The organism is Streptomyces sp. NPDC050485 (assembly GCF_044458185.1).
GTDB lineage: Bacteria > Actinomycetota > Actinomycetes > Streptomycetales > Streptomycetaceae > Streptomyces.
The window spans coordinates 1-26,167 of record NZ_JBITHR010000042.1; the positions used below are offsets into that span (position 1 = coordinate 1).

Here is a 26,167-nt window from a genome sequence, read left to right on the forward strand (position 1 = left end):
CTGCGCCCAAGGCCTGTACATCCACCGCAACTGCGACCCCGGCGCCCGACCCGTGCAGATCACCCGCGACCAGGTCCTCTGCACCGACGAGTGACGGCCGTGACCGCCCGGCACCGGCGCTAGGCACGCCACGACACGGCCCGCACTCACCAGCGATGCCCGGCCACCCCAGCGGGGCACCCGTTACAGGACAGTGCCGGTACGCCTGGGCGCGGCTGATGCCGAACTCCGCGTGGCAGTACGACTCCCACGAGGTCATGCCGAGCGGGAGCCAGATGCGGGCGGCGTGCGCGTCGCGGACCCGAGCGGCGAGCACCGCGATTAGCTCGGGTGCGACGTGAGCGTCAGGTGTGTCAGGCAAGTGGCCTTCAGTGGCCCAACTTGCCCGGGGCCGCCCGTCACGGACGAGCGGCCCCGCTGGCTCACGGCAGGTAGAGCACAACCGAGTTGACCGGTGTGAAGTCGGCCCACCAGCCGTTCTGCGGCGCCATGTCGCCGTGGCAGTTACCTGTCCCGTCGTAGCCGGCGCACAGCTTCGCGTGTGCGCCGCCGTACTGGTTGTTGAGGATCCAGTGCCAGTTGTACTGGCCGCTCAGGTTGTGAGCGCCATAGCTCCAGAACACCTGGCTGGGTGACTGGGCGGGGTCCTGGCCCTCGGGGTACAGACAGACGGCTCCGTCCGGACAGTTGGCCCACGGGTCGGCGGCCTTCGCCTGGGCGGGGCCGATCGCCATCACGACCGCTGTCGCGGCCCCCAGTGCCACCACCAGGGCATTTCGGATTCTCCCTGTCATGAGCTTCCCCTGCGATTCTTGTCATGTCTCTGTAGACATGAGGTCAGTCGGCAGCCTCTCGGAGGGGCGCGACGCACACCAGTGCGGAACCGGCCATACCGGGGCGCACGTGACCGCAGGGGGACGGCGGTCATCGAGGTCAGTCCCCGCGCGCGGTCAGCCGGTTGCCCTCGGGGCCGGTGCAGGACGGTTAACGGCGACGCCCATGGCCGGGCAGTCCGGCAGGACTCGCGTACGCGCGATCGGCCGCCACGGGCGCGGCCCACGAGCGTCTCCAGCTCTCCGCTGTCGTGCTGGAGGCAGATGCCGATGCCGTAGAACCCGAACTCCAGCAGCCTCTCGGGTATCCGCCGGCTCGGGGCCCTGGTGATGATCACCCGTCGGGCGCAGAACCGCGCGAGCCGCGATGCCGCCTCCAGCGCCATCTTGGTGGCGCTGCGCGCCCGCACCGTGGCCAGCGTCACCCGGCGCGGACGGATGACGTGGCGGGTGACCAGCTGTTGAGCGACTCTCTGCGTGATCACGAGGGTGAGGGTTGGCGACACTCGCGGTGTGCATGGGTGTTGATCTTGTTGGGGAGTGTGATCTCTGTTCGTGTGCGACGACACCGTGTGCACGGGCGGAGAGGTCGTACGTGCTCATCGTCGATACCGATGCCGTCCAGGTTGAGCAGCAGCTCAAGCAGGGCCAGTTGGCCTGTCCGTCATGCGGGGCGGTCTTGGTGCCGTGGGGGCACGGGCGGCCTCGGGAGGTCCGGGGTGATCTGGGGGCGAGGTTGTTTCTGCGGCCCCGCCGTACGCGCTGCTCGTCCTGCAAGGTCACGCACGTGCTGCTGGCCCAGGTGGTGGTGCCTCGGCGGGCGGATGCGGCCGAGGTGATCGGGGCCGGACTGGAGATAGCCGCGCTCGGGATGGGGCACCGTTCGATCGCCGCGGTCCTGGGCCGGGCCGAGGGCACGGTCCGGGGCTGGCTGCGCCGGTTCCGGGTGCGGGCGGAGGACGTGCGCCGGCACTTCACGGTGGTCCTGGTCGCCGTCGCGGGCGATCCGGTGATGCCGGAGGCGGCGGGCTCGCCGTTGTCGGACGCCGTCTCGGCGGTCGCGGGGGGCCCCGGGGGGGGGGGGGGGGGGGGGGGGGGGGCCCCCCCCCGGGGTGGGGGGGGGGGGGGGGGGCGCCGGGCGCGCCCCCCCCCCCCCCCCCCCCCCCCCCCGCGGCGAGGTGGCCGGACATGCACACGGTGTCGCGGTGGGAGTTCGCCGGCCGGGTGATCGGCGGCAGGCTGCTGACCTCGTCTTCTATCGCTTTCTGAGCAACACGGGCCGCCCCTGGGCGCCTTGGGGAGGTGCCGCGAGTCTTGATCGTGTCCGTCTCGATGGGGACGGACGAGGTTCGAGACGCGAGGTGGATTGCCGATGTCACCGAGTGAGGACGAGGACCGTCGCCGGGCGGAGCGGGCCCGGCAGGTGGCCCTGTTCCGTTACGGCCTGATCCAGGACCTGATCGACACGAAGCTGACCAAACGCGAACGCGGGGCTCTGGCCCGCGAGTTGGCGGCGAAAGAACACACCGACCCCTTCGGGCGGCAGGTCCGCGTCGCCCGGGGGACGCTGGACCGCTGGACCCGGCACTACCGCTCCGGCGGGTTCGCGGCCCTGATCCCGGCTCCCCGGCAGGTCACCCCGCGCACGCCGGTGGAGGTGCTGGACCTGGCGGCCGCGCTCAAGCGGGAGAACCCGGCCCGGACGGCCGCGCAGATCCAGCGGATCCTGCGCACGACGCAGGGCTGGTCACCGACCGACCGCACGCTGCAGCGGCACTTCGTGAACACCGGCCTGACCGGCATGCTGGGCACGGAGAAGAGCGTGTTCGGGCGGTTCGAGGCCACCCGCGGCAACGAGTTGTGGACCGGGGACGCGTTGCACGGGCCGCGGATCGGCGGGCGGAAAACGTATCTGTTCGCTTTCATTGACGATCACAGCCGGGCGATCGTGGGGCACCGGTTCGGGTTCGCCGAGGACACCGTCCGCCTGGCGGTCGCCCTCCGTCCCGCGCTGGCGGCCCGGGGTGTCCCGGAGACGATCTACGTCGACAACGGCAGCTGTTTCGTGGACGCGTGGCTGCTGCGGGCCTGCGCGTCCCGGGCTGTCAAGCTCACCCACTCCAAGCCGGGACGGCCGCAGGGCAGGGGCAAAATCGAACGCTTCTTTCGGACGGTGCGGGACCAGTTCCTCGTCGAGCTCGACGACCGGCGGGTCGGTGAGATTGAGCATCTCACCGAGCTGAACAGGCTGTTCGCGGCCTGAAGCCGTAAAGAATCAAGGTGTGCGTTTCGCCGCGTGCACCGGTGGGGTGACGGAGGCGAGCATCGCGGCGGCGGTCCTGAAGCGCGTCCCGGCGGGAGTGATGGTGTATCCGTGCTGGTCGAGCAGAGGAAGTACGTCCTCGGTGGCGTTGCGGATGGTGCCGCGGGTGACACCGAACAGGTCAGCGAGTACCTGCCGGCCGCAGAGTCCGCGCTGATAGAGCACGGCGACGAGGAATCGGTCTGAGTCGCTGATCTTCTGGTGGAAGACTCCGACGCCGCGGGCCTCGTAGGTGCGGTCGCGGTCACCGCGTTGGCGGCGCCAGCGTTCGTCGAGTCTGGCCGCGTAGGGAACTGCCAAGTGCTGGACCATTGCTTGGAGTTCGGCGCGGGGCATGCCGGTCAGGATCGGATCGGACAGCAACTCCGCCACGTTGGTCGGACCGCTCTGGGACTGCTGGAGTGCGAACCAGTCCCGAAAGTCCTGGGCGCGGGAGAAGCAGGGTGTGTCCGGCGTGAACGTGATCTTGTTGTTGGCCATCAGGAGCCGGGTGTCGGCGATGATGTGGCTGATCGAGACGCTGCTGATCCCGAGCAGTTCAACGAGGCATTTCTGCAGGCAGACCTTCCGCAGGAAGGCGACAGTGATCAGGACGCGCTCGGCATCCGTGAGGAGCGGGCGGCCGTAGGTGCTGGGCGGTCGGCGGCGCAGTCCGCCGCGTCGCAGGTAGTTGCGTCGCTCCTTGGAAGCGGCCGGGGCCGGGGCCAACAGCGCGGCCAGATCGGCGAACTCCTGCTCATTCATCCCGGTGACGAGCGGGGTGGCGAGCATCGCCAGGGACTGCTCCCTGACAGCCTCCTGGTCATCGGCGCGGATCAGAGCCGCGGCCGCGGCGCCGTCGGCGGGATGGATGGTGTAGTTCCAGGTCTCGTGCAGGTCGTGGGGCTGGAGCGGCAGTGCGGCCACGTGCTCGCGGCTGACCGTCACGCCGGTCGGATAGGCGTCGGTATCCAGGGCCGCCTCGACGCGCAGCCCCGTGCGGGTGCGGGTGGCGGCGATGCTGTTCACCACGACTTCGTGGCTGGTCAGCGGCCTGCCGCGCCAGTTCATCGTGATGTGCGAGAACAGCCGATGCTCAATTTTGTTCCATTTTGAAGTACCCGGCGGAAAGTGGCAGATCGTGATCGACAGTCCGGTATCGGTAGCCAGGGCGGCCAGCTCGGACTTCCACATCCGGAACCGGTAGCTGTTCGAGCCGCCGGCATCGGCAGTGATCAGCAGCCGGTCGGCGTCCGGGTAGTCGAGGCGCCCCCTGGCCTCCCACCAGCGGCGGATCGAGGCGACCGCGAACGTCGCAGTGTCGTGGTCCATGCCGACGTTCACCCAGCCGGTGTTCGCCGTGATGTCGTAGATCCCGTACGGAATGGCCTGCGGCGCGTCCGGGCCGACCGTGAAGAAGCTGTGGTCCTCAACCTGCACCGGATCTCCGGCAGGACGCCACTGCCTTCCGGTGTTGGGCAGTTGCCCGAGTTGCTCCTTCTTCTTCGCATCCACGCTGACCACCGGCTGGCCATCCGCCTGGTGAGCCTTGACCTGCTCGTTGATATAGCGGAACTGCGCGTCCCGGTCAGGATGCTGCTTGCCCTCCAGCGTCTTCACATTGGCCTGCAAGCTGAAGCCCTGCTCACGCAGCAGGCGGCCCACTGTCGGCGCGGAGACCACGTGGCCTTGCCGGGTGAGCTCCTCGGCCAGGTTCCGCAACGACTTCGTCGTCCAGCGTAGCGGCGACATCGGATCACCCCGCTCGTCCGGTTCGACCAGGGCGAGCAAGGCCGGGACGAGCCTCGAGTCCAACTCCTCGGCGCTCTTGCGGCCGCCACCTGCTCGGCGGGCCCGACCATGAGGCAGCGGGCCCTCGCCAGCCTCCAGCTCATACACGCCCCGGCGTACGGTCGTCTCACTCACACCGGCAGACCGCGCGACGGCCCGGACGCCGCCATGCCCCAGCAGCCGAGCCTCGGTGGCCAGTGCCAGCCGTCGCTGCCGCTCATTCAGATGAGGGAGCAACACCCCGAACCTCAAAGCGAGTTGCTCCCGAACTCCGCTGGATATGCGCATGTTCCACCAACGAAAGCGCAGCCCGCGAAGCAACGTGTTGATTCTTTACGGCTTCAGCCTGGGTGGAGACGGTTTACCACCGCACGGTGCACACCGAGACCGGCCAGGCCCCGATCGAACGCTGGCTGGGTTCGATTCCGAAGCCGCTGCCGCTGCCCTCGCAGGCCGACCTGCGTGAGGCGTTCTTGTGGTCGGAGATCCGCACGGTGAAGAAGACCGCGACCGTCAGTCTGCACGGCAACAGCTACGAGGTCGACCCGATGCTGGTCGGCATGCGCGTCGAGTTGGTCTTCGACCCGTTCGACCTGACCGACATCGAAGTACGCGCGGCCGGGAAACCGGTCGGCAAGGCCGTCCCGCACCACGTTGGCCGCCACACCCACCCCAAAGCGAAGCCGGAAACACCCACCGAGCCAGTCCCGCCGACCGGGATCGACTACCTCAAGATCCTCGAAGGCGAGCACGCGGCCGCCGTCCGCAAGGGCATCAACTACTCGTCGATGATGGACGATTCGCGGGGACAGCGGTGAAGCCGACCCGGGCCGAGGAGTTGTACTTCGACCCCGAGCCCGACCTGTTCATGCTCACCGAGCGCGAGCTCGCCAGGCGGGCCCTCGTGCTGGCGGAAGCCTGCTGCCACCGGGCCGAGAAAACGCTCGACGTCCCGGACGGCTCCGCCGTCCGCACCGCGCTTCGCGCGGTGGATCTCGCGGTTCGGCTTCATCACCGAGCCGACACCGCCGAACACCATGAACACACGGCCCGTCAGGCGGGGTTCTGTTTCTGTCCCCGGAGGATTCCATGATCGACCGCGTTCAGGGCTACTACGGCTTCACCCGGATCCCCTTCGGGAGGGATCTGGCCCCGTCGATGCTTCATCAGCACCACTCCCACAAAGAGGCCGCCGCCCGGATCGCGTGGTGCATCAACCACCGGGCGATCGGCGTGGTCACCGGCGAGGTCGGCGCCGGCAAGACCGTCGCGGTCAAGGGCGCCGTCTCCTCGCTCGACCCGGCCCGCTTCACCGTGATCTACCAGCCCAACCCGGAGGCCGGCATGCGCGGCCTCTACGACCTGATCGTCACCAGCCTGGGCGGCACCCCGAAGTACCACTTCGCCGCCCTCGCGGCCCAGGCGTCCGCCGCGCTGGCCGCCGAGGTCGACGAGCGCGGCCGCACCCCCGCGCTCGTGCTCGACGAGTCGCACCTCCTCGACCACCAACGGCTCGACGCGATCCGCATGCTGACCAACTACGACATGGACTCGACCACGCCGTTCGCGGTGCTGCTGGTCGGCCAGCCGACCCTGCGCAAGCGGATGAAACACGGCGTCCTGGCCGCCCTCGAACAGCGGATCGCGGTCAGCTACCAGCTGCCCGCGATGAGCAAGGACGAGACCGCAAGCTACGTCAAGCACCATCTCACCATCGCCGGCCGGTCCGACGTCCTGTTCTCCGACGACGCGATCGACCTGATCCACTCCACCAGCCGCGGCCTGCCCCGCTCCGTCAACAACATCGCCTGGCAGTCCCTGATCGCCGCGTTCACCGAGCAGAAGAGCATCGTCGACGAGTCCTCCGCCCGCGCCGCCGTCACCGAAACCGTCGCGACAGAATGAACACGAACCCGACGCCATGACCACGAAAACCCCGGCGGCCTACGGCCGCCGGGGTCGTTTTCACCCACCCCGTCAACAACCGCAGCGTCGCCCCCATGCACACCCTCAGCGTCGCCTAACACCAGCTTGCCGGTGACCGTGCAGATCCTGGCCGGGGCCCGCCGGACGTACGCGCGCTGCGACTTGGTGAGCGCCGCGAGCGGGACGGGCAGGCCGTGCGACAGTGCCATCAACACGTCCAAGCCGCCGAAGCCGTGGCCGGTGGCAACGCCCCGGCCGACGGCGCGGCGCCGCTCATGCTCCGCATCGTCGATGTCGAGCTGGAGCGTGGCGTCGCCGAATCCGCCGGACGCGGGCACCGTGGCCATCACGTCCCCTCCCCCTATCGGGTCAGGGCGCGGGCGACGGCCTGGGCGTGCTGACGCAGCGGGAGGCCCTGCTCCTCCCAGGTGGCCGCGACGTAGTTGAGGAGTTCGGCCGTCGCACGCTCCGAGTCGCTCGGGTCCGTTGTCAGGATCCGGTCAGCCACATACGCGATTTTCTGCGACTTGCTGATCGTTTCAGAATGCGGTGCGGCGTCCCGGAACGTGGCTGTCACTCGTCGAGACGGTGAAGGATCTGCGTGAACTCGCCGTTCTCGATCAGACCGGTGAGCACCCGGGTCATGTTGCTGATGCCGGCATCACGGACGATGAGCCCGTCCGAGCACCAGAAGTAGCGGCCGTCCAGGGCCTCCCCGCTCGTGGCCCACCGCTTCATCAGGATCTCGACCTGCGCGAGAGTGAGGATGGTCGCGCTCCACCGGGATCCGTCAGTGAGGTCCACAAAGACGTCGACGTTGTCCACGGCCTGCAGGTCCTCGCCTGCAGTCGGCAGGAACGCGGCCTCGAACTGTTCCGTGTGGACGCGGTACCACGGGCCGTCCCAGCTGCCCGGTTCTGCACTCTCGCTCATCGAGCGAGTGTGCCGGGCAAAACCGCCCACCTCAACCGCGTTCTTCTTGCACGCTTCCGCGCGTGGACAGTGATCTTGTACCCGATTGATCTGTGGACGCGCGTGGCTCCTCTGCTGCCGCCCTGCCCAGAGCGGCGACACCAGTACACGGGGCGGCGCCGAATACCGGACCGCGTCGCACTGGCGGGCATCCTTTACGCGCTGCGCACCGGCGTAGCCAAGCACCACCTGATCGTCGACCGGCACGGCACCCCGCTCGCGGCGTCGCTGACCGGCGGGAACCGGCACGACGTCACCCAGCTCATCCCTCTGCTCGACGCCATGCCCCGCATCCGGGGCCTGCGCGGACGTCCCCGCCATCGTCCCCAGCGGCTCCTCGCCGACCGGGGCTACGACTTCGACAAGTACCAGTGTCTGATCCGCAAGCGAGGCCACCACCCCGAAGATCGCTCACCGCGGCGCCCCGCACGGCTCGGGTCTGGGCAAGACCCGCTGGGTGGTAGAGCGCGCCTTCGCCTGGCTCCACCCGTTCCAGCGTCTGCGCATCAGCTACGAGATACGCGCCGACCTTCACCAGGGGCTTCTCGAACCCTGCGCGTGCCGAAAAATCATCCGGCCTGGTCATGCGGCATCTCGGTACTCGTGGAGGGTTCCGCCGAGCCGGTCTCGCCGGCGGACGTCGAGGTGCGTGATGTGGGCTGGCAGGTTGATCGGTTCGGGTAGTGGGCGAAGCGGCGCGGCTTGTCCCAGGGCTCGGTGTGGCCGGTGCTCGTTGTAGTGGGTTTCGAACTCGCGGAGCGCGTGGAGGAGGTGGCTCTGGTTTCAGATCAGGGTGCGGTCGAGGAGCTCGTGTCGACAGGTCTGTATCCAGCGCTCCATGAGGAATTCATCCGGGGTATCCGGATGCCGGTGGTCACGACCTTGATTCCGGCGTCGGCCATCAGGGCGTCGAAGGCCACCGTGAACGTGGAGTCGCGGTCGCGGATGAGAAACCTGGCCTTGCTGCCCGCGTCCTCGAGGTCCATGAGGAGGCTGCGTCCGAGCTGCACGATCCAGTCCACGGTCGGATGCGCGGTGACGCCCAGGGCCCGGACCCTGCGGGTGGCGTGCTCGATGACGACGAAGACGTACAGGCGCCCCTCCCGTCAGCGTGCGGGTCTCGAAGAGGTCGCAGACGAGAAGGGCGTCGGCCTGGCCGCGCAGGAAGTCGGCCCAGGTCGTGCTCTGTCGCTCGGGCGCGCGCGGGATGGACGGGGTGGCGTCTGATCCGACTTGGGCGAGGTCGGGGACGGGGTGGTCGGGTCGTGGCGGGTGGAGGTGTTGTCCGCGATGGGGCCTTTGGCCGTTGCAGTGCCGGGCGTACTGGTCGGGGACTGTGCGCAGGTGGCGCTGATTAGAGATCAGCAGCCGGTCGGCGCCTTCCGATCGGATGGTGCGTACGAATCTCTCCGCAAAGGCGTTCGCCCGCGGACAGCGGGGAGGGATCTTCACGGCCTCGATCTCGGCGCCGGCCAGGACCGCGTCGAAGGCTGCGCTGAACTGGCCGGCGCGGTCCCGCACGAGGAATCTGAAGTTCGCGACGCGGTCGCCAAGGTCAGCCATGAAGTTGCGGGCCTGCTGGGCGGTCCATGGCCCGTCGGGGTGATCGGTGACGCCGAGGATGTGCACGTATCGGGTGCCAACCTCCATGGCGAAGAACCCGTAGAGGCGTTTCAGAATCACGGCGCAGTCGATGTGGAAGAAGTCGACGGCGAGCATCGCTGAGGCCTGGGTGCACAGGAAGTGACGCCAGGTCGTATCGGTCTGCCGCTGGGGCGCCGGTGGTATTCGCCGGCGCTTGAGGACTCGGCGGATGGTGGACGCTCCGACGCGGTGGCCGAGCTTGAGCAGTTCGCCCTGGATGCGCTTGTACTCCCACAGGGGGTTGTCTGCTGCCAGCCGTTCGATGACGGCGGCGATGGCCTCGTCGATCGGCGGGCGGCCTGTCCGGTTCGGGTAGGTCCACTTCTTCGTGGCCAGTCGGCGGTGCCACCGCAGAATGGTGCTGGGAGTGACCAGCCGATGCTGCCACAGCGGTTCCGGGAGCAGCCGGATCAGCACGGCGAGCAGCGCGCGGTCCGCCCAGTCCAGGGGCGGCTTTGGTCTGCTGCGGCGAAGGACGGCGGCCTCGTGGCGAAGCACGACCAGCTCAACGTCCTTGGACGCCGAGGAGCTTCCGAGGAGCACGAACCACCTCAGGAGCCGGGTGAAGACGCTGTTCGAGCTGGCCGAGCAGCTGGACGCCCTGCCCCGCGGCTATGCGATGCCTCCATGCGGAGTGATCCTCAGCGACCGCTCCCTGCTGGACCGCCTCCCGGTGCAGCCGACCCCTGGCGGCAACTACCCGATGGTCCAAGGCAACAAGGAGGACGTGGATTCTCTGGGGGGGGGTGATGTTGTCGCCGTGGAATCTGTCTCACATTGATGCAGCTCAGTGACTTGGTAGCTGAGTCTATGCACCACGACACCTGTGGTGCTGGTGCTCGATCCGGTGGTTCGCCGTCTGTGCCGCCTCGGCGGTGATGGCCCAGCGCTCGTGGTCCCGCCACTCGTCATTGATGAATTGGAAGGCGGCCGAGTAGCCCTCGCGCTGGAAGCCCAGGCGCTTGACGAGACTCAGCGAGGAGGTGTTGTCCGGCTGGATGTTTGCCTCCAGCCGATGCAGTTCCCAGCCGGCCGAAGGCGAACTGAAGCACGAGCCCCAGCCCTTGGGTCATGTAGCCGCAGCCGTTCGTAGAGGCATAGGACGTATAGCCCAGGGTCCCGCTTTGGAGGGTGCCCCGGACGATGTTGTTGATGTTGACGCCACCGACGATCACGCCGGTGTCACACAGACAGATCACGAAGCCCTGATGGGTCGGCTGCTCGAACCTCTCAAGGGAGCTCTCGAACGCCTCCACCGTGATCTCGGGAGCGCCCAACCAGCGTCGGAGTATCTCCGCGCTCTCCTGCTGCGCAGCACGCTGAGCTCTGCGTAGTCCTGTCGGTCGACGCGACGCATGGCCACTCGTGGCCCTTGCAAGAGATAACCGGTGGTTGCCATTCCGGGATCCTGTGCAGCCCGCTCGTGGACGCCATGCCCGCTCAGCGCCCGCACATGACCGTCGGGCCGTCCAGGAGCCGCCATGACACTGGCGCTGCGACGCGGTTCAAGCTATGAGCAGGCGGAGGCCGAGATCTGCCGCGTCGAGGTCGGCGAGGTCGCTGTTGCGCTCGGCCCACCGGCCGGAGTCGAGGTCGTCGCTGAGGCTTCGTACCGCCCGCTGCTCGGCCTCCGGCCCGACCCTCGTCCACACCGACATCGCACGGCGCACGTGATCCTCCAGATACGCCCCCGGTCGGCGCCAGTACGCCTCGAACAGACCGTCAGCACAGTCCCACGGGACGGGCACCGGCTCAGCGCGGGCGCCGATCGCGTCGGCCATCCCGGCAAGCGAGGGAAATTCCGCGAGGACGGCGGCGAACTCGGGCAAGTAGTCGCGGGTAAGCCAGAACCGGTCCTGCCATCCGGGCTCGTCGGTGTCGAACGTGAGCACCACCACGCGGCGGGCCACACGCCGCATCTCGCGCAGCCCCGCTATCGGGTCCCCCCAGTGGTGAACGGTGGAGACGGCCATCGCGACGTCGAAGGAGTGGTCATCGAACGGCAGGCTCTCCGCGGCGGCGGCCACGCACGGCGCCGAGCCGGCAGGCCGCTGCCCCCGCATGACCGCCGATGGCTCCACCGCGGTCACGTCGCGATCAGCAGGCTCGTAGGAGCCGGTCCCGGCGCCGACGTTCAGCACCGTCCGCGCGTCCCCGAGCGCGTCCCAGATCTGCGCGGCGATCCGCGGCTCGGTACGCCGTGTCGCGGTGTAGGCGCCGCCGATCGCGTCGTACAGCCGTGCACCGAGCATCTCCAGTTGCTCCTCCGGTGTCACCTTCAGTCCCCTCGCCCGTGCCTCAAGTTCCCTGTCGATGGCCGCCACCATGGCGTCAGCGCGATCACGCCGCTCCAGCAGCAGGCCGCGCAGTCGGCGCAGATGCGCGACCGCGTCGGTGGACGGGGTCGCCGACCAGTTCCGCAACCTCCCGCAGCCCGAAACCCAACCGCCGATACGCCAGCACCTCCCGCAGCCGCTCCACATCGCCCGCCGAATAGGCCCGGTACCCGGCCACGGTCCGCGCCGACGGCCGAACGAGCCCGATCCCGTCATAGTGATGCAGCGTGCGGACGCTCACGCCGGCCAGCCCGGCCACGCGTCCCACGGTCCAGTGATCCTCCACGCCACCGACTATGCAGCCTGACGCCACGTGAGGGTCAAGAGCCTCACCCACGGCAGCAAGAGCCGAACGCGAAGCAGCGGTCCGAGGCGACTCCTGCAAGCCAGAGCGATGGTCTGGTTGAGAGAAGCCCGTGTCAGATGCCCCCTACTGCTCGTTGACCCAGCCCAGATGCCACGCCTCCAGGAGATCCACGCCAACCTCATCGACCGCCTCCAGGAGGCGAAGGAACAGAGCTGGCTCGGCGAGGTCGCCGCGATCGAGACCACCATGGCCGCCGCCGCCCAGAAGCTGGAGGCCATGCGTGACCGTGCAGCCCAGCCATCCACCGTCCACCTCGGCATGCCCGACTTCCGCCGCGACGCCGGACGAAGCAGCGCCGAGCGCGAGGGCTGATTGCGAAGGGCCCCGTTAGATCACAGGACGCTCCACTCCCCATAGTCGCCACTCAGGGGCTGAAAGCCGGTAACGTAAAACAGCTCTACGGTGCTTCTCATTGGGGGAAGACCTATGCCTCGCCCAGCACTGTTTGCCGGATCTTCGTCCGAAGGACTAAGGATCGCGGAGGCGGTTCAGGTCGTCCTCGACCCAGTGTGTGAGGTTGAACTTTGGACGCAGGGTGACTTTGGTCTGACGCAAGGAACGCTGGAGTCCCTCGTCATGGCCCTACCCCGATTCGACTTCGCCTTGCTCGTGCTCACAGCTGATGACCTGACTATCGCGCGGGGAATTGAGAAGGCCCCAGCGAGGGACAACGTCCTCTTTGAGCTCGGCTTGTTCATTGGATCATTGGGCCGTGAGCGTACTTCTATGCTTTACGACCGCACGGATCCACCGTCGCTCCCGTCTGATCTTTCCGGAATCACCGCAGCGACCTTCGCCCCACACGTCACGGGGAACCTCGAAGCGGCGCCGGGAGCTCCGTGCACGAAGATCCGAGGCGGGATCGAACGACTGGGTATCAGGAAGGACAAAGGGCTCAAGGATCTTGAGCAGGCCATGCTTACTGTCGAGGGGGTAAGTACGACTCTGCAGTCTCTTATTCGCCTCCTGGCCAGGTCGCGCAAGGTGGAGTTGGACGTCATCGCGACGCAGTTCGGCCCCCTGATCGAATCTGAGCAACTTCAGGAGATGAAGCGGGATCTTGCTGACCTGGAGAAAACGTTAGACGAGGACTAGGTTGTGGGAACCGAGCGAGAACTGCCCAGTCCCTCACTGAAGCTGACTCTGAACCGTTCCGGGTTTGATGGAGGCTCCACCAAACCCGGAACGGTTCAATCACCGCAATCTGCGACGGCACCGAGCACATCACCAAAACCACGTTGAACGCGATCGCCTCGACCACCTCGCCGAAACCCAACAACGCCCCCAACGAGCGTGCACGACACCAGCGTTGACCCCCACCTCGCGACCCGGCCAAACCCCGCCGACCAGCAAAAGCACCTCTCAGGCCTTGAGACGCAGAAACTATCTACAACAAACCCGAGCCCGCTCAACAAACATGAGAAATCCCCAGACCGGACCACCCATCACTCCAACAGGGCCCGCCACAGCCCGTTCTCACCCAACCCACAAAACCCCAGCCCACACCCCACCCAACACCCCAACTATCCACCCCCACAGCGACATCAACTTCCGCATGGTTGGAACGCCTACGAATTCACGCGCCCATCACCCAGGCGATAAGGCTCGGGCAGTGGGAGCCCGAACTTGGCGCAAAGCCGCGCGACGTCATGGAAGTCAACCTCGCGCGGCGGATATCCGGTGTGGCATCGCAGTGCCCACTCCGGGGTCTCGCAGCGTACGACCGTGTCGAGGATATGACCCACGCCGCCGAGGTCGGCCGACATGAACCGATCCCCGTTCAACACGCTCCCATAGTGAATGAGGCCGTCGGCCAACTCCTCGTACAGGTGGAGATCGACCCGCAGGCACCCGCCGTCGTGCAACACGAAGTTCCACGGTCGATCGCCGCCCCAAGGCAGCACGCGGTCGATGCCAACTCGGGAAAAAACGGCAATCAGCGGGTCAAGGTCGGCGGACGGCAGCCAGAGGTCGAGGTCGGAGTGCTCGCGTGTCTGCTCGCCCAACAGCGCGTCCATAGCCCAGCCACCACCAATGCAGGCCCGCACTCCGTGAGAATCAAGCGCCGAGATTACCGACAGTGCCGACTCAGCCGTCATGCAGTGCATGTTCATCCGCCTTCCCGATCTCCTCGTAGGTCTGACTGGAGCGATGATGCAGCAGCATCGGCGCTGACCGCACGACCCTCTCAGGCATCAGGCCGCCTCACCCAGAGCGCCTCAAGCCGCGACGACCTCATCGACAAGCTGGAGAGCGTGCGTGATCGACCACAACGCCACCAGCCGGCCTGGCGAACCTGTTGGCGAATGCGGCTTTGCCGTGAACCCGGTCTTGGCGCACCTCTTGCTTCGTTGAGCTTGTCGCCGGGTCAACGAGAACCCGGCAGTGGCCGCCGATGACAGTGCAGACGCGCTCCAGAGCCGCAGAACACGCTAACGGACCGGCTGAATGTTTCTTGGTGTGTCGGGGAGTGGCGGCCCAGCGTCTGTGGAAGGACTGAGCCATGAGCACTGCTGCAAGAGCATTCCTAGAGGGTGGGCCGGATGAGCTGCCGGAGCGGATCGTTCCGATCATTCCGCCAGGCGTTGAGCTGAAAATTCCGTTCCGTGGCGGGTATGAGCACTTCAAGGTCACATCGCGCCATCGGGAATCCGAAGAAGGCCGGCTGGTGGTCTACGAGTGGTGGGAGAGGACAGAAATCGCCGAGTAGTCCAGGTCGGATACCAGGGGACTGGGAAGCTGGTTGTCTTCTGTCCTGATGGTGGACCTCCACCTGCGGACCATCGAACCCGGTGTCGGTCAGCTCCAGAGGTGAAGGGGTCTTCGAGGTCGTACTCGCCCAGACCCCGATCGTCCTCGGGGCGGTAGTAGCCAGCTCCGCTCACGCGCATCACCAGCTCGATACGCTGCCACTCGGCCGACTCAACGTCCAGGATGCGCACGTGGCTCTCGGCGTCGTAGTCGTCCAGGGCCCAGGCGGCCACCTCGCGCTGGAGAACGCCGCCCCCTGCGACCGGATGCCGAGGACGGTCCGCACCATCCCTCGCAGATGGCTCCACCTGCCATAGGGGTGGAACCCTCCATGACACGGCGTGGTCGCCGTCCCGGCAGCGTCGCCTCGCGGTGAAGCCAGGGCCGTGAGCATCAGCAGCGAGCACCCGGTCAACGTCGATCAGATCCACCGGGCCCTGGTGGCCATGGGCACTGAACCGGTCCTCGATCCGGAGTTGTGGCCCCAGGGCCCGCAGGAGGACAACCGTCTTCGGCTGCTCGGTGCACTGCTGGCCAAGGCGGAGCTGGATACCACCGCCGCGACCCGGATGGCGGACGAACAGATGGAGGACGTCGCCGAAACAGTGGCCGGATGGGCCGAGCACGTGGGACCCGACCCTGATCTCTCGGCCAACGCGCTGTCCAACCGGCTGGAACGCACCGCGATGTAGCCCATGGGCGGAAACGAGGACACTCCCCCGGGCCGGGCGGCATCCTTCATGGCGACGGTGCGGGCTCCGCGCGCGCCAAGCCATGACGCCGTCAGCCGAACGGCCACCCACCCGGATTTTCCCCGCCCAGGGCGGGATAAGCCCGGGCCGACTACGGTCGCCGCGGCGGACCCGTTCGGCGCCCGCCTTCGCTCTCAGCGCGGTGAAGTGGAAGGCGTACGGCAGGCCCTTGGCCGGGCGGAGGCATCCGTCATCGGGATCCTGCAGGGCATCCATGGCCTGCGCATCGCCATCGGCGACGCGCAGGAGGAGCCAGAGGACTGAGAGGGAGTACTGACGGGTCGGCCTGCTCAGGCGGGGGCCCGTCTGCACTCCCCGACAGGGCGCCTGAAGTCCCCTGCGGGTCCGTCAAGGCCTGGGCAGCGGCAGGCCGGGCAGCTGCGGGTGCCGCAAGTGCTGCCTGCCGTCGTAGACGTGCAGGGTGAACGTCTCGGGCTTGGGTCGGCCCGCCTCGTCGTACGCGCTCAGCACCTACTCGATCCTCTCCCACGGCTTCACCGGGCCCCCTCGCGCACCTCCCAACGCCCCTCGATAGGGGTGAGGGTGGCAGCTGGCTTTGTCCATGAGCACGGGCTCTGGTCCACTTCGTGTGGTCGCGTGCACAGGATGACTGTTGATCTTCGCCTGATGGTGGTTCTAGTGGTCGTAGGCGGTCAGTGCGCGCATGACCGGCCGGCCACACATGAACCTGGCTCCCCTCATCAGGCCCCCTGGAATCGATAATCTAGGCTGGCGCGGTGACTGATGAGCAGGAGCGGGTGCAGCCGTCGGGAGTGTGGGCCACGGCGGTGGGGGTGGCCAGGGTGCGGGCGCTGGAGACCGAGCGGGAGAACGCGCTGTTCCGCGACCCACTGGCACAGGCCTTCGCCACCGCCGGCGGCCTGTGGCCCTCCTCGCCGCCGCCCGATGACGAGGCCGCGCGACGCCGCCGGCTGGCCGTGTCGTTCTCCATCGTCATCAGGACGAAGTTCCTCGACGACCTGTTGCAGCAGGCCTCCGCGTCCGGGGTCCGGCAGGTCGTGCTGCTCGGCGCCGGCATGGACAGCCGGGCCTTCCGGATGGACTGGCCCGAGGGCACCCGGCTGTTCGAGGTCGACACCGCCGCGCCACTGGACTTCAAGGCTTCGGTGCTGCGCCAGGAGCGGGCCGTCGCGCGCTGCGAGCGGATCACCGTCGCGGTGGATCTGCGTGAGGACTGGCCAGGCGCGCTGGCCGCCGCAGGGCACGACCCGGCCGTGCCGACCGCGTGGATCGCCGAAGGACTACTGATCTATCTGCCCGAGGACGCGGTGGAGCTGCTGTTGGCCCGGATCAGCGCGCAGTCGGCGGCAGGCAGTCGGATGGGGCTGACATTGGGCTCGCGCGGCGTGATCGAGCGCTTCGGCGCGGACGCCGTACCGGGATCGGCGGCGTCCCTGTGGGTCTCGGAGATGCCCGACGACCCGGTGGGCTGGCTGGCCGGGCACGGCTGGGAGGCCGACAGCCACACCCTGCGCGAGCGCGCTGCCGCCTACGGCCGCCCGATCAGTACCCTGCCGCAGCGCGAGGAGCGGCCCGGCGGACTGATCTCTGCGGTCCGCCGGTAGAGCGCCTCCCGGTTCCCTGGATGATCGATTCCAAGGGGGCCCGATGAGTGGAGCCAGGTTCATGTGCGGCCAGCCAGCCATGCGCGCACTGACCGCCTACGACCACTGAAGTCCGCCCGAAAATCGTCTGGCTGGACGGTGGTGTGGTCGACAGTCCTTCGCCGTGAACGAAGTGCTGCCGCAGTTGAACGAGCTGCTGTTTTCCTCGGTCGAGGGCGTGTTGGTGGCATCGGTCGAGGTGATCGACACGGTCGTCCGGGTCGAGGCCCGTACGACCGCGGGGCGGGCGGCCTGTCCGGGGTGCGGGTGCTCGGGGCGAATACACGGCTCCTACCTGCGATTTCCTCGTGATCCGCCGACGGCGGGCAAGTTCGTCGTGGTGTCGTTGCGGGTGCGGAGGTTCGTCTGCGAGGAGGAATCCTGCGAGCGCATGACCTTCGCCGAGCAAGTACCCGGTCTCACCCGCAGGTTCGGGCGACGGACCGAGCGGCTGCGGCCGACGCTGGTGTCGGTCGGCCGGTCTTGCTCTTGCGGGCCGGGCCGGCGCCCGGATGACGGACGCCTTCAAGGTTCCGGTCAGCCGGAACACCCTGTTGAGGCTGATCGCCTCGCTTCCGGACCCCGCCACCGCAGTACCCCGCGTGGTCGGCGTGGACGAGTACGCCCAGCGCAAGGGCCGTGTCTACGGAACCGTGCTCGTCGACGTCGAGACACGTCGCCCGGTCGACCTCCCTCCCGATCGGGAGGCGGACACGCTCGCGGTCTGGCTCGCCGAGCGGCCCGGCATCGAGATCGTCTGCCGTGACCGGGCGCCTTTCTTCGCCGAAGGTGCCACCCGCAGCGCCCCGCAAGCCCTCCAGGTCGCCGACCGATGGCATCTCTGGCACAACCTGGGCGAAGCCGCCGAGAAGTGCGTCTACCGGCATCGTGGCTGCTCGCGTCCCACGCCGGCCCGGCCTGAGGAACCGCAGGAAGAGGCGGAGCCAGCTGCGTCGCCCTGGCCGACAGGGCACCGGTTCACCGAACGCACCCGCGCCAAGCACACCACCATCCACGTTCTCCTCGCCGCCGGGCACGGCAGGCGGTCCATCGCCCGGCAGCTCGGGATGACCCTCAACACGATCTTGCGTTTCTCCCGTGCCGCTACTGCGGAGGAGATGTTCACCGGGCAGTGGCAAAGCCGTGCGACCGGGCTCGATGACTACAAGCCCTACCTCGATCCGCGTTGGCAGGAAGGCTGCATCAACGCCTGGAAACTGTGCGAGGAGATCAGGGAACAGGGCTATCCCCGCGGCTACGCCAGTGTCCGTGCCTACGTCAGCAGGACGCTTCGCGGCAAACCCCAACCGGTCGGCCCCCGCCCGCCGTCGGCCCGGGCCGTTACGCGCTGGATCCTCACCCACCCCGACGCCCCACCCGAAGGCGACCGGCTCCAGCTCAAAGCCGTCCTGGCCAATTGCCCCGAGCTGACGGCACTTGCCGAGCACGCGCGCTCCTTCGGGCACATGGTCGCTCACCTCCAGGGCGACCAGTTGCCGACCTGGATCGAAGCGGCTACCTCCACCACCGAACTGGCCAGCCTCCGGAGCTTCGCCCAACACCTCGAACGCGACCTCGACGCCGTCACCGCGGGCCTCGGACTGCCCTGGAACTCCGGCGTCGTGGAGGGTCATGTCAACCGGATCAAGATGCTCAAGCGCCAGATGTTCGGCCGCGCAGGATTCGAGCTCCTGCGCACACGAGTCCTGTTGGCGTAACCGAGAGTCACGCGACCACACGAAGTGGACCAGAGCCTGACCAGGAGCAGCGCATGTCGATGAGTTCTTGTCCTTCGACGGCAAAGTCAGCCGCCTTGTCAACGAAGTCAGTCCGGTCAGCGCCAACGGGTCGAGGGCGGTCTCAGGTCGAACTAGCTGGTGGGACGCTTAAGGAAGGTCGGTACGACATGGCCGCTCCGGTCGGCTTGGGTGGCCATTCAGCCTGGTGGGGTGGTCACCACCACACGAGTACATAGCCGGCGCTGCCGCTCTTGCCGTTGTTCCGCTGCTTGTCGCCAGGACCGCCCGCGCCGCCGCCTCCGCCCCCTCCGGCACCGATGAGGAAGAACTCGAACTTGTCCACGCCAGCAAGCAACTTGACCGTGAAGTAGCCCGGTTTGTCGAAGACCTGGGTGGGTGCTGCCTGCGCAGGTGTGGCGCTCAGCCCGCTACTCAGCAGGGCGAACGTGATGGCCGCCCCGCCGGCTTTCCACTGCTTCAGTGTCCGTTGCCAATGAATCCAGTCCGCTTGTCACCGAACCCAGCCGTCAGGGCGGGGCGCGGACAGGGTTCCCGAGCACATCGGCTCGGAATATGACGGTGGTTCCGCCGCGCGGCTGATCACAAGGCGCAGCTTTCATCCCCATCGAGGGAGCTGCCCGCCACCTTGTCGCCGACCGTCTCGATATCAGCGGCGCCCGCTGGGACCTGGACGGCGCCGAAGCCGTCCTGAAACTCAGCGCGTTGACCGCTAACGGCGACCTCGACGCCTACTGGGAATATCATCTCGCCCGGGAACATCAACGTCTCTGCCCAGCCTGCGGCCAGGGAGAATACGCCCTCACGGCCTGACGGCCCTCTCACTCTGATCGAACCGCACGCCTGGGTCAGCCTGCCAGTTGGGCGAGGGCCAGCGCGTGTGCGTGGTCGAGGGAGTCGGCAGCAGCGCAAGGGATGTCCGGCTGCACACCGGTGCCCTCCCAGTTCGTGCCGGAGACGGGGTTGATGGCGCGGCCGACGGGGATGGTGGCTTCCAGGTGTGGGTGCACGGTCCAGCCGTTGCACGGGTGTGCGCCGCCGCGGGTGGGCTCGCCGACGACAACGGCGCGGCCGAGCTGCTGGAGGTCGTACGCCAGCTCTTCAGCGGCAGAGAAGGTGCTGTCGCTGGAGAGCACATACAACGGCTTGCTGCCACCGAAGCACGCGCCGGGAACGTGCGGCAGGCTCCAGGATTGTTCGCTGCGCTCGCCGCCGCGCCAGTGCATGGTGTTGAGGTGGGTGCGCTTGTCCAGGAGGTAACTGCAGACGAAGGCGACCGTGTCCGGGTCGCCACCCCGGTTGGCGCGAAGGTCCACGATCAGCGCCTGGGCGCGGGAGGCCAGGGTGAGCGCGGCGCCCAGCGGTTGGGCGGCCCACTCCAGCGGAAACAGCATCGGTGCCAGCTCCACCACGGCGACCCCTCCGTCGAGCAACTCCACCCGGGGCGCACCGCCCAGCGAGGTGTCGAAGTCCCGGCGCATGGCGTCCAGGGTGGCCACCCCCTGCTTCGGGGACACCGGGTCCGCGTGGTGCTTCAGCCTCAGGTGCCGGTCGCCGTTGACGGACTGCAGGTCCGCGGTGACCAGACGGGCGAGCTCCTCCGCGTCGTCGACGTCGTAGGTGCCCTCGGCGAGGCGTCGTTGCAGCAGGACGGCGAGCTCCTCGGCTTTCTCGGGGAAAACGTAATGCTCGGTCAGGAGCCGGGCTGTCTCGTCGATGACAGGGGCAGGCCGAAGCTTCGTCAGAGTCGTCATGGCAGGAAGTAGAGCACCGCCCTTGCGAGAGCGTCAAAGAGTTTAGACACTTTCCGTATGCGTGATCAGCCTTCCCACCTGCCGCCTCCTGAGGACGTCCTGGAGATCGGTGCGCCTGAGCAGTTCGCGGCGCTCGCCCACCCATTGCGTCAGCGGTTGCTCTTCGCCCTGGGCCAACAGCCTGCCACCATCAGCCGGCTTGCGGCGCAGCTCGACGCGAAGAAGGGCAACGTGGCCCACCACCTCAAAGTGCTCCGCGAAGCCGGGCTGGTCCATATCGCCGAGACCCGCCAGGTCCGCGGCGGCACCGAGCAGTACTACCAGCGCACGGCCCGCCACATGATCGTCGCCGAACCCCAGGCGGCAGGCATCGCCGCGATGCTCGCCGCGGTCGCCCAGGAACTGGACCGCTCACCCGCCGAGACGCACCTGACACTGCGTCACCTGCGTCTCAGCCCCGCGAAGGCAAGACAACTCGGCGAAGCCCTTGCCCAACTGGTCGACGAGGCCGAGGAAAATGCAGAGGACCAGCCCGTGCACGGCGTGTTGGTGGCGCTCTACCAGCAGGCTCAGCCGACCAGCACCACCAGTTCCGCCTAGCCACACCAACCTCACGAGACAGCACACCTAGCTCACCCGAGACGAGCCGCACCCAACCGAGTTGGCGGACAGCTCGAAGACGGAGCTCTTGTCGATCAAGGATCATGGCCGTCCCGCAGCATCAACGAACTGCACCTCGACCATGCCGAGAAGCGGCTCGCCACTCGCCCAGCGAACCGCGGCACTCGTCCAGGAGTTGGCATGACGCCCCTCCATGCCAACCACCGCATCACCGCGAAACCCCGCAAACCTTCCCCAGGCGGATGGTTGCGATGAGTGTATGCATCGATGCGCAGGGTAGTCATCGTGCGGGGGTGGGGATGTAGATGGAGCGAGTCAGGCTGCGTCTGGACGGTGTGCGCAAGTCCTATGGCAGGCGGCAGGTGCTGTGCGGCGTTTCGCTGGACGTGGCTTCGGCTGCCCTGGTGGGTGTGGTGGGGGAGAACGGGTCGGGCAAAACCACTCTGCTGCGCATCGCTTGCGGCGAGCTCGCCCCCGACGCGGGCGCGGTGGAACGGGCGGGACGGGTGGGGTACTGCCCCCAGCACCCGGTGGTCAACGACACCCTCACTGTGGATCAGCATCTGCAGTACTTCCGGGTCGCCTACAAGCTTGCTTCCACGGAGCGCGCGGACGAACTGCTGGAGACGCTCGGCCTGGAGCGGTGCCGCGATCAGCGCGTGGGGGTGCTCAGCGGCGGGAACCGGCAAAAGCTGAACCTCACCCTGGCGCTGATGCACGATCCGCCGCTGCTCGTGCTGGACGAGCCCTATCAGGGCTTCGACTGGGACACGTATCTGCGCTTCTGGGAGATAGTCGAGGGGCTGCGGAGGGCCGGGCGCGCCGTGCTGGTCGTCTCGCATCTGGCCCACGACGTGGCACGGTTCGACGCGGTGGGCCACCTTCGGGAGGGCCGACTTGCGCTTTGGGGAACCAGGGGCGGGCGTGGCGGGGGGCGCGTCATGACAAGGGGCGTCATGGCTTGGCGCGGGGAAGCCCTCGGCACCGCGCTGTGGTTCACCCTCGTCGGCCACTCCCGCAACCGGCTGGCCATGGCGCTGGCACTGTTCTTCGTGCCGCTGTGGATCTGGCTGGTGCGCAGCGTCGCCTACGCCGTCCCCATGCGATTTCGGCTCAATTCCGTCGGACATGACGTCGTGCTCGGTGCCAACCACCTCAACCAGGTCTCGGCGCCCTGAACGCAGTCACGGTGATCACCGGATTCATGATGTTCCTCGCCACCTTCAAGGCGGGGGAGCTGGACCGGCGGCTGGTCCTGGCCGGTTATCCCCGGGCGCAGCTCCTGCTGGCCAAGATCGTTGCACTCGGGCTGGTGGCGGCTCTGCTGGCGCTCTACGCGACGGTGCTGCTCGGACTGTCGTGGCCCGTGCGGCAGTTCTGGCCGCTGGCGGCCAGCGTGTATGCCGCCGAGCTGGTCTACGGGGGGATCGGGATCATGCTCGGTGCGCTGCTGCGCGGCGAGTTGGAGGGCATGTTCGCCGTGATCATGACGAGCATCGTCGACCTGGGCCTGCAAAGTCCGGCTCTCAACCCGCTCGCGAACCAGCCCGGGCTCTGGGCGCTGCCGATGTACGGGCCGATGCAGGTGGCGATCGCGGCCGCCTTCACCGGCGAACGGCCGTGGGGATACCTGCTGTTCGGCCTCGTGTGGTTCGCGGCGACCTCGGCGGTTGGTCTGTCGGTCTTCTGCGCACGCACGCGCACCCACGGCCGGACCGGGCCGATCCGGCAGGACGGGGTGCCGACGACCGGGACAGCGAGGGGAATATGACAAAGCGGTGGTATCTCCACGCGCACCTGCGCACGGCCTCCGGGGCCACGTACGCCCTGGCGATCGCCTTTCTGCTGCACGAGGACACGCAGGGGAACACGGACGGACCGGCCGAGCCCGAGCACTGCCTCACCTACGCCCTGACCGACCTGGCGACCGGTGCACGCCGGGTCCGCTCCTGGATGGACCGGCCCTACTGGCACGGTATCCGCAGGGAGATCGACGGCGACCTGGCGCTGGATCCCCGTGTCCGGGCGGCCCTCCTGGACCTGCCCGCCGACCGGCCCGTACGGCCCGACCGGCTCATGGACGAGGCGATCAGTGCAGACATGGACGGGCCGCGCTTTGGCTTCGGGGATGTCGCCACGCTGCGGCAGGACGGCGAGGGTGCCTTCCACCTCCTGCTGCGCGACGGCGTACACGCCCGGTTGTGCCTGAGGCCGGGGAAGCCGGCCATCACACAACAGCACCGTCCGGGGCGGCCCAGGGTCCGCTTCCACGATGGGAGCGAGGCGGTGACTCTCGTGTTCTCTCCCCGGTTGTCGGCCGTCGGCACGCTGCGCCCCCACGGCTCCGCAGCGGTTCCTGTCACCGGGGAGGCATGGTCCGAGCAGTCATGGACCGGAGCCTGGCACCGGGCGCGGCGTGGACCCGACGTCCCGGATCGTGCCTGGGTTTGGGCTGGTCTTCAGCTCGACAACGGCTGGGAACTCAGCGTGTTCGAAGGCCGATCCGTCTCTCCCGCCGGGCGCACCACCGACGCCTGTGACGTCATGGCGACGGCCGTGGCACCGGACGGCTCCGCAACCCACCACCGCTGTACCTGGCGCGGCGACCACAGCTGGACGTCGCTGACCTCCCTGAACACCTACCCGACCAGCGGCCTGCTGACGGTGCCGGAGCTGGGGGCGGAAGTCACGCTGCGCGCCGCCAAAGGCGCGCACGAGATCCTCACCCTGGCGAGGGGCCGCGCCTATCGGGAGGGCCCGGTCACCGTCCAAGGCACCATGGACACCCGTCCGGTGACCGGCCAGGGGTATCTGGAGGTCCTGCCCCCCAACACCATCGCGGACTTCGAGCGGTACATAGGCCGGGCCACGGCCATCACGGCCGGCGCGATGACGGCCGTCGACCCCGTCGACCCCGGTGACCGGCAGGCGATCGGCTTGCTGTCCGGCACCGACGAGGAGCCCGTCCCGCTCGACACCGGGACGCAGCAGCGGCTGCACGCGGCACTCGCGGCTCCGGTGAGACATCTGCTGGACAACCCCGGGCGCTCATGGCGGGCCTACGCGACCTCGGTCGTGTTCTGCCTGCTGGGCCACGATCCCGAACCGTATCTGCCCCTCGCCGCCATGACCGAAGTGCTGCACACCGGCTCGCTCATCGTCGACGACATCGAGGACGGCTCGCCCCTGCGACGCGGCAGGCCGGCCGCACACCGGGTGTTCGGCATCCCCGTCACCATCAACGCCGGCACGGCCGCCTACTTCACCTTCGACGCCTTCCTGCGGCAGCTGCCGGCCCTGGACTCCGCCACGACCCTGCGCCTGTACCGGTTGTACCTCTCGGCCCTCCGTGCCTCCCACGCAGGCCAGGCGCTGGACATCACCGGCCTGGACTCCGTGCTGGCACAGGCCGTCACCGACGGTCGCAACGCTCTGCTGCTCGACTGCATCCGCACCGTCCACCGGTTGAAGTCCGGTGTGCCGGTGCGGCGCTTCGCCGAGGCTGCCGCCCTGCTCGCCAGGGCCGAGGAGGAGAAGATCCGCGCGATCGGCGACTACTTCGAGGCCGTGGGCACCTCCTACCAGGCCAGCGACGACATCGCCGATCTCCGGGGCTGCGGCACCCTCACCGACCACCGTGCCGGCCGGTCGGCCAAGCTCCCCGCCGAGGACCTGCGCGCCTGCAAGGCAACACTGCCCGTGGCCCACGCGCTCGGTCTGCTCGGCAGTAGGGAGCGCCAGAACATCTATGCCGTCATGCGCGCCGGTACCGGCGCGACGGGCATCGACGCGATCGTCACGCTGCTGTACGAGTGCGGAGCCGTGCAGGCATGCCTCGACGACACCCGACGGGCCCTCGACGCGGCCTGGGGTGCCCTGGACGGCTTGCTGGCGCCTAGCTGGCACAAGGCCATGTGCCGTGCGCTGGGCTGGTACGCGGCGCAGCGGGAATACGACCCGGTCGCTCCCTTGTCCGGAGTGCAGCCATGACGGCCGTATGCGGGAGCCGGCGCATCGACATCGTCGCCGTGGGGTCGCGGGGCGACACCCAGCCGTATGTCGCGCTCGGTATCGGGCTGGCACGGCGCGGCCACCGGGTGCGCATGGTGGTGCCCCGCCGCTACGCGAGCCTGCTCCAGGGCACGGAACTGCCCTGGGAACCCGTCGACTTCGACGCCCAGTCCCTGTTCACCACGGACGAAGGGCAACGCTGGCAGACCACGGGATCCAACGTGCTGGGCTTCGCCAGGATGGGCGGACACCTCTCCCTGCCACTGAAGGACCTCCTGCTCGGCCAATTGACGGCCGCCATGCGGGACGCAGCCGACGCGGTCGTCTTCTCCCCCTTCGCGTTCCCTGCCTACAGCCTCGCCGAGCGGGACGGCATCCCCGCTGTGCTGGCCTCGTTCATGCCGTTCGAACCCACGCGTCACTTCCCGCCCCTGGCACTTCCCCGCTCACTCGGTCCGGCCGGAAATCTGCTCGGCCACCTCCTCCTGGAGGAAGCCATCTGGCTCCTGGCACGCCGTCACATCAACGACTGGCGCAAGCACACCCTTGGCCTTGCTCCGATCCCGTTCACCGGGCCGCGCGGCCTGGTCCGGCGAACCCCCATGCCCACGGTCCACTGCTACAGCCAGGCCGTACTGCCTCGCCCTCCAGACTGGCCGGACTGCGTGGACGTCACCGGCTACTGGCTCCTGGACCCCCCGCCGGACTGGGCGCCCCCGACCGCG

General features: G+C 68.2%; 24 protein-coding genes and 9 pseudogenes. 21 read left to right on the forward strand and 12 right to left on the reverse strand.

Features of this window, described 5'->3' with window-relative positions:
- Nucleotides 1–422: 422 nt before the first annotated feature.
- Nucleotides 423–794 carry a hypothetical protein gene (locus tag ACIBK6_RS39525; RefSeq protein ID WP_399057850.1) on the reverse strand — a complete coding sequence of 124 codons (372 nt, stop codon included), beginning with the start codon at nucleotides 792–794 and terminating at the stop codon, nucleotides 423–425.
- 369 nt (nucleotides 795–1,163) lie between these two features.
- On the opposite strand from ACIBK6_RS39525, the gene ACIBK6_RS39530 reads away from it, so the two are divergent.
- The 3 genes from ACIBK6_RS39530 (at nucleotide 1,164) to ACIBK6_RS39540 (ending at nucleotide 3,096) form a co-directional block, all read left to right on the forward strand.
- The gene (locus ACIBK6_RS39530) at nucleotides 1,164–1,298 is read left to right on the forward strand and encodes a hypothetical protein (protein ID WP_399057852.1); all 135 of its coding nucleotides are present in this window, start codon (nucleotides 1,164–1,166) and stop codon (nucleotides 1,296–1,298) included.
- Between the two features lie 52 nt (nucleotides 1,299–1,350).
- Entirely contained in the window at nucleotides 1,351–2,061 is a 711-nt protein-coding gene (locus ACIBK6_RS39535; protein ID WP_399057854.1) for a DUF6431 domain-containing protein, read from the forward strand.
- Between the two features lie 144 nt (nucleotides 2,062–2,205).
- Nucleotides 2,206–3,096, forward strand: a complete 891-nt coding sequence (locus tag ACIBK6_RS39540) for a DDE-type integrase/transposase/recombinase (protein WP_399057856.1) — start codon at nucleotides 2,206–2,208, stop codon at nucleotides 3,094–3,096.
- A 12-nt stretch (nucleotides 3,097–3,108) separates the two neighbouring features.
- Here the strand turns inward: ACIBK6_RS39540 and ACIBK6_RS39545 are convergent, their stop codons facing one another.
- On the reverse strand, nucleotides 3,109–5,214 hold the full coding sequence (locus tag ACIBK6_RS39545) for an ISAzo13 family transposase (RefSeq protein WP_399057858.1): 2,106 nt from the start codon (nucleotides 5,212–5,214) through the stop codon (nucleotides 3,109–3,111).
- 86 nt (nucleotides 5,215–5,300) lie between these two features.
- On the opposite strand from ACIBK6_RS39545, the gene ACIBK6_RS39550 reads away from it, so the two are divergent.
- Genes ACIBK6_RS39550 through ACIBK6_RS39560 form a run of 3 tightly spaced genes read left to right on the forward strand, consistent with a single transcriptional unit; the run spans nucleotide 5,301 to nucleotide 6,831 of the window.
- Nucleotides 5,301–5,744 (forward strand): Mu transposase C-terminal domain-containing protein, encoded by a 444-nt coding sequence (locus ACIBK6_RS39550; protein WP_399057860.1) that lies wholly within the window; start codon nucleotides 5,301–5,303, stop codon nucleotides 5,742–5,744.
- The gene (locus tag ACIBK6_RS39555; RefSeq protein ID WP_399057862.1) at nucleotides 5,741–6,019 is read left to right on the forward strand and encodes a hypothetical protein; all 279 of its coding nucleotides are present in this window, start codon (nucleotides 5,741–5,743) and stop codon (nucleotides 6,017–6,019) included. The genes ACIBK6_RS39550 and ACIBK6_RS39555 overlap by 4 nt, the downstream gene beginning before the upstream one ends.
- Nucleotides 6,016–6,831, forward strand: a complete 816-nt coding sequence (locus tag ACIBK6_RS39560; protein WP_399057864.1) for an ExeA family protein — start codon at nucleotides 6,016–6,018, stop codon at nucleotides 6,829–6,831. Before ACIBK6_RS39555 ends, ACIBK6_RS39560 begins: the two co-directional genes overlap by 4 nt.
- 382 nt (nucleotides 6,832–7,213) lie before the next feature.
- Here ACIBK6_RS39560 and ACIBK6_RS39565 read toward each other — a convergent pair whose 3' ends face one another.
- Both ACIBK6_RS39565 and ACIBK6_RS39570 read right to left on the reverse strand, forming a co-directional pair.
- Nucleotides 7,214–7,360, reverse strand: a complete 147-nt coding sequence (locus ACIBK6_RS39565; protein WP_399057866.1) for a hypothetical protein — start codon at nucleotides 7,358–7,360, stop codon at nucleotides 7,214–7,216.
- Between the two features lie 65 nt (nucleotides 7,361–7,425).
- Nucleotides 7,426–7,785, reverse strand: coding sequence for a hypothetical protein (locus ACIBK6_RS39570; RefSeq protein WP_399057868.1), 360 nt, complete (start codon nucleotides 7,783–7,785; stop codon nucleotides 7,426–7,428).
- A gap of 69 nt (nucleotides 7,786–7,854) precedes the next feature.
- On the opposite strand from ACIBK6_RS39570, the pseudogene ACIBK6_RS39575 reads away from it, so the two are divergent.
- A pseudogene (locus ACIBK6_RS39575) lies at nucleotides 7,855–8,386 on the forward strand (transposase); the annotation flags it as partial.
- A 20-nt stretch (nucleotides 8,387–8,406) separates the two neighbouring features.
- Here the strand turns inward: ACIBK6_RS39575 and ACIBK6_RS39580 are convergent.
- Nucleotides 8,407–9,033: pseudogene (locus ACIBK6_RS39580) on the reverse strand (integrase core domain-containing protein); the annotation flags it as partial.
- An 84-nt stretch (nucleotides 9,034–9,117) separates the two neighbouring features.
- A pseudogene (locus ACIBK6_RS39585) lies at nucleotides 9,118–9,543 on the reverse strand (integrase core domain-containing protein); the annotation flags it as partial.
- A 451-nt stretch (nucleotides 9,544–9,994) separates the two neighbouring features.
- Between ACIBK6_RS39585 and ACIBK6_RS39590 the strand changes: the two are divergent.
- Nucleotides 9,995–10,210 (forward strand): annotated as a pseudogene (locus ACIBK6_RS39590) (hypothetical protein); the annotation flags it as partial.
- Nucleotides 10,211–10,276: 66 nt separating this feature from the next.
- Here the strand turns inward: ACIBK6_RS39590 and ACIBK6_RS39595 are convergent.
- Both ACIBK6_RS39595 and ACIBK6_RS39600 read right to left on the reverse strand, forming a co-directional pair.
- Nucleotides 10,277–10,867 (reverse strand): annotated as a pseudogene (locus ACIBK6_RS39595) (GNAT family N-acetyltransferase).
- Nucleotides 10,868–10,973: 106 nt separating this feature from the next.
- Nucleotides 10,974–12,072 (reverse strand): annotated as a pseudogene (locus tag ACIBK6_RS39600) (methyltransferase domain-containing protein).
- A gap of 186 nt (nucleotides 12,073–12,258) precedes the next feature.
- On the opposite strand from ACIBK6_RS39600, the gene ACIBK6_RS39605 reads away from it, so the two are divergent.
- Together ACIBK6_RS39605 and ACIBK6_RS39610 are read left to right on the forward strand one after the other, a co-directional pair.
- Nucleotides 12,259–12,483 (forward strand): hypothetical protein, encoded by a 225-nt coding sequence (locus ACIBK6_RS39605; RefSeq protein WP_399057870.1) that lies wholly within the window; start codon nucleotides 12,259–12,261, stop codon nucleotides 12,481–12,483.
- A gap of 114 nt (nucleotides 12,484–12,597) precedes the next feature.
- Nucleotides 12,598–13,266 (forward strand): TIR domain-containing protein, encoded by a 669-nt coding sequence (locus tag ACIBK6_RS39610; RefSeq protein WP_399057872.1) that lies wholly within the window; start codon nucleotides 12,598–12,600, stop codon nucleotides 13,264–13,266.
- 473 nt (nucleotides 13,267–13,739) lie between these two features.
- Here the strand turns inward: ACIBK6_RS39610 and ACIBK6_RS39615 are convergent, their stop codons facing one another.
- Nucleotides 13,740–14,285, reverse strand: coding sequence for a nucleotidyltransferase domain-containing protein (locus ACIBK6_RS39615; protein WP_399057874.1), 546 nt, complete (start codon nucleotides 14,283–14,285; stop codon nucleotides 13,740–13,742).
- Between the two features lie 389 nt (nucleotides 14,286–14,674).
- On the opposite strand from ACIBK6_RS39615, the gene ACIBK6_RS39620 reads away from it, so the two are divergent.
- Together ACIBK6_RS39620 and ACIBK6_RS39625 are read left to right on the forward strand one after the other, a co-directional pair.
- On the forward strand, nucleotides 14,675–14,881 hold the full coding sequence (locus ACIBK6_RS39620; protein WP_399057876.1) for a DUF5988 family protein: 207 nt from the start codon (nucleotides 14,675–14,677) through the stop codon (nucleotides 14,879–14,881).
- A 427-nt stretch (nucleotides 14,882–15,308) separates the two neighbouring features.
- Nucleotides 15,309–15,614 carry a hypothetical protein gene (locus ACIBK6_RS39625; RefSeq protein WP_399057878.1) on the forward strand — a complete coding sequence of 102 codons (306 nt, stop codon included), beginning with the start codon at nucleotides 15,309–15,311 and terminating at the stop codon, nucleotides 15,612–15,614.
- A 408-nt stretch (nucleotides 15,615–16,022) separates the two neighbouring features.
- On the opposite strand, the gene ACIBK6_RS39630 is transcribed toward ACIBK6_RS39625, so the two are convergent.
- On the reverse strand, nucleotides 16,023–16,145 hold the full coding sequence (locus ACIBK6_RS39630; protein WP_399057880.1) for a hypothetical protein: 123 nt from the start codon (nucleotides 16,143–16,145) through the stop codon (nucleotides 16,023–16,025).
- A 302-nt stretch (nucleotides 16,146–16,447) separates the two neighbouring features.
- Between ACIBK6_RS39630 and ACIBK6_RS39635 the strand changes: the two genes are divergently transcribed.
- The 3 genes and pseudogenes from ACIBK6_RS39635 to ACIBK6_RS39645 all read left to right on the forward strand — a co-directional run bounded on the left by ACIBK6_RS39635 (nucleotide 16,448) and on the right by ACIBK6_RS39645 (nucleotide 19,017).
- Nucleotides 16,448–17,260 (forward strand): class I SAM-dependent methyltransferase, encoded by an 813-nt coding sequence (locus tag ACIBK6_RS39635; protein ID WP_399057917.1) that lies wholly within the window; start codon nucleotides 16,448–16,450, stop codon nucleotides 17,258–17,260.
- A gap of 238 nt (nucleotides 17,261–17,498) precedes the next feature.
- Nucleotides 17,499–17,615: pseudogene (locus tag ACIBK6_RS39640) on the forward strand (hypothetical protein); the annotation flags it as partial.
- A 196-nt stretch (nucleotides 17,616–17,811) separates the two neighbouring features.
- Nucleotides 17,812–19,017, forward strand: coding sequence for a transposase (locus ACIBK6_RS39645; RefSeq protein WP_399057882.1), 1,206 nt, complete (start codon nucleotides 17,812–17,814; stop codon nucleotides 19,015–19,017).
- A gap of 235 nt (nucleotides 19,018–19,252) precedes the next feature.
- Here ACIBK6_RS39645 and ACIBK6_RS39650 read toward each other — a convergent pair whose 3' ends face one another.
- Nucleotides 19,253–19,381 (reverse strand): hypothetical protein, encoded by a 129-nt coding sequence (locus ACIBK6_RS39650; protein ID WP_399057884.1) that lies wholly within the window; start codon nucleotides 19,379–19,381, stop codon nucleotides 19,253–19,255.
- A 281-nt stretch (nucleotides 19,382–19,662) separates the two neighbouring features.
- Here ACIBK6_RS39650 and ACIBK6_RS39655 point away from each other — a divergent pair.
- Nucleotides 19,663–19,869: pseudogene (locus tag ACIBK6_RS39655) on the forward strand (ISKra4 family transposase); the annotation flags it as partial.
- 35 nt (nucleotides 19,870–19,904) lie between these two features.
- Here the strand turns inward: ACIBK6_RS39655 and ACIBK6_RS39660 are convergent.
- Nucleotides 19,905–20,810, reverse strand: coding sequence for a S41 family peptidase (locus ACIBK6_RS39660; protein WP_399057886.1), 906 nt, complete (start codon nucleotides 20,808–20,810; stop codon nucleotides 19,905–19,907).
- Between the two features lie 57 nt (nucleotides 20,811–20,867).
- Here ACIBK6_RS39660 and ACIBK6_RS39665 point away from each other — a divergent pair, with 57 nt between their 5' ends.
- The 5 genes and pseudogenes from ACIBK6_RS39665 to ACIBK6_RS39685 form a co-directional block, all read left to right on the forward strand.
- Nucleotides 20,868–21,410, forward strand: a complete 543-nt coding sequence (locus tag ACIBK6_RS39665) for an ArsR/SmtB family transcription factor (RefSeq protein WP_399057888.1) — start codon at nucleotides 20,868–20,870, stop codon at nucleotides 21,408–21,410.
- Between the two features lie 326 nt (nucleotides 21,411–21,736).
- Nucleotides 21,737–22,609, forward strand: coding sequence for an ABC transporter ATP-binding protein (locus ACIBK6_RS39670; protein WP_399057890.1), 873 nt, complete (start codon nucleotides 21,737–21,739; stop codon nucleotides 22,607–22,609).
- A gap of 11 nt (nucleotides 22,610–22,620) precedes the next feature.
- Nucleotides 22,621–23,202 carry a hypothetical protein gene (locus tag ACIBK6_RS39675; RefSeq protein ID WP_399057892.1) on the forward strand — a complete coding sequence of 194 codons (582 nt, stop codon included), beginning with the start codon at nucleotides 22,621–22,623 and terminating at the stop codon, nucleotides 23,200–23,202.
- Nucleotides 23,199–25,421, forward strand: coding sequence for a polyprenyl synthetase family protein (locus ACIBK6_RS39680; RefSeq protein WP_399057894.1), 2,223 nt, complete (start codon nucleotides 23,199–23,201; stop codon nucleotides 25,419–25,421). Before ACIBK6_RS39675 ends, ACIBK6_RS39680 begins: the two co-directional genes overlap by 4 nt.
- Nucleotides 25,418–25,852 (forward strand): annotated as a pseudogene (locus ACIBK6_RS39685) (glycosyltransferase); the annotation flags it as partial. The gene ACIBK6_RS39680 and the pseudogene ACIBK6_RS39685, both read left to right, overlap by 4 nt.
- Between the last annotated feature and the right edge of the window lie 315 nt (nucleotides 25,853–26,167).